This window comes from Nonomuraea sp. NPDC049141, assembly GCF_040648415.1.
Lineage (GTDB): Bacteria > Actinomycetota > Actinomycetes > Streptosporangiales > Streptosporangiaceae > Nonomuraea.
Map to the genome: position 1 here is coordinate 1 of NZ_JBEZDR010000244.1, position 1,232 is coordinate 1,232.

The 1,232-nt window shown below is 72.4% G+C and carries 1 protein-coding gene; it reads left to right on the plus strand.

Annotated elements, in window-relative coordinates:
- Positions 1-249: 249 nt before the first annotated feature.
- On the plus strand, positions 250-1,110 hold the full coding sequence (locus tag AB0B91_RS66200; RefSeq protein ID WP_089002662.1) for a hypothetical protein: 861 nt from the start codon (positions 250-252) through the stop codon (positions 1,108-1,110).
- Positions 1,111-1,232 lie beyond the last annotated feature (122 nt).

Below are 1,232 nucleotides of genomic sequence, written 5' to 3' on the forward strand. Positions count from 1 at the left end.
GCTGCGCTTCCTCGACGCGGCGACCCTCTCCGCCGCCGCCAACTTCCCGGCCGACCGCCGCCGGGTCGACGTGCCCGCCTCCACCCTGCTCCAGCCCCGGGTGCTCGAGTACGCCCGTGCGGAGTGGCGCGGCTACTGAGGCGTGCCCGGGGCCGCGATCGTCGCCGTCTCGGCGGGTCAATGTCCGTCTGACGTGCCGGAGTGGCCCGACCTGGATACGGTGTGACCGCGATCTAGGGAAGGAGAATCATGGTCGATTCCCACAACACGCCGGCCCGCACCCGGCCGGGTGTGGTGACCATATCCACGTATCTGCTGTGGCTGTTCGCGCTCACCCAGCTGATCGGCCTCATCATCACGCTCGCCACCGTCGGCACCATCTCGGAGGTGCTCGACGAGGCGTACCGGGGCACCGACGCCAACGGCACACAGAACCTGGCCGACATCACCACGATGATCACCATCGGTGGTGCCGTCTTCGTGCTCCTGCTCGCGGTCGTGCTGGCCGTGCTCGGGGTGTTCAACAACAAGGGCAGCAACGGATCGCGGATCACCACCTGGGTGCTCGGCGGCATCATGGTCTGCTGCACGGGCGGTGGCCTGGTCAGCGGCCTTGGCGGCGGCATCGGCACCGGTCAGACGACCGGCGACGCGCCGAGCGCGGAGGAGATCCAGCGTCGCCTCGACGAGGCGCTGCCCGGCTGGTTCAACCCGGTCACCACCCTCCTGGGCGTGCTCGGGCTGCTCGCGCTGCTCGCCGCGCTGATCCTGCTGGCGCTGCCGAAGGCCAACGAGTTCTTCCGCAAGCCGAAGCAGGGCTGGGAGCCCCCGACCCCGGGTGCGGCCTACCCGCAGTCCGGTCAGCCCGGCTACCCGCAGACGGGCCAGCCCGGTTACCCGCCCACGCCGGGGTACCCGTCGACGCCGGGCCAGTCGTCGGCCCCCGACCAGCCGGGCTATCCGCCGGCCCCGGGGCAGCCGCAGGGCTCCGACCAGCCGGGCTACCCGCCGCCGTCCGCTCCGTACGGCGGGGACCAGCCGGGGTCGAACCCGGGTGGCGACCAGCCGGGACCGGACCGTCCCGGCCCGACCCCGCCGCCGGTGAGTTGACCGGTCGATAACAGCGACGCCGACGGTCCCTCCGAGTAGGTTGCAACCCGACGCCTACCGGAGGGACCCGTCGTGTCGCACCCCGATCGGGCACCGGCCCGCCGCCCGGCCGTGGTCACGGC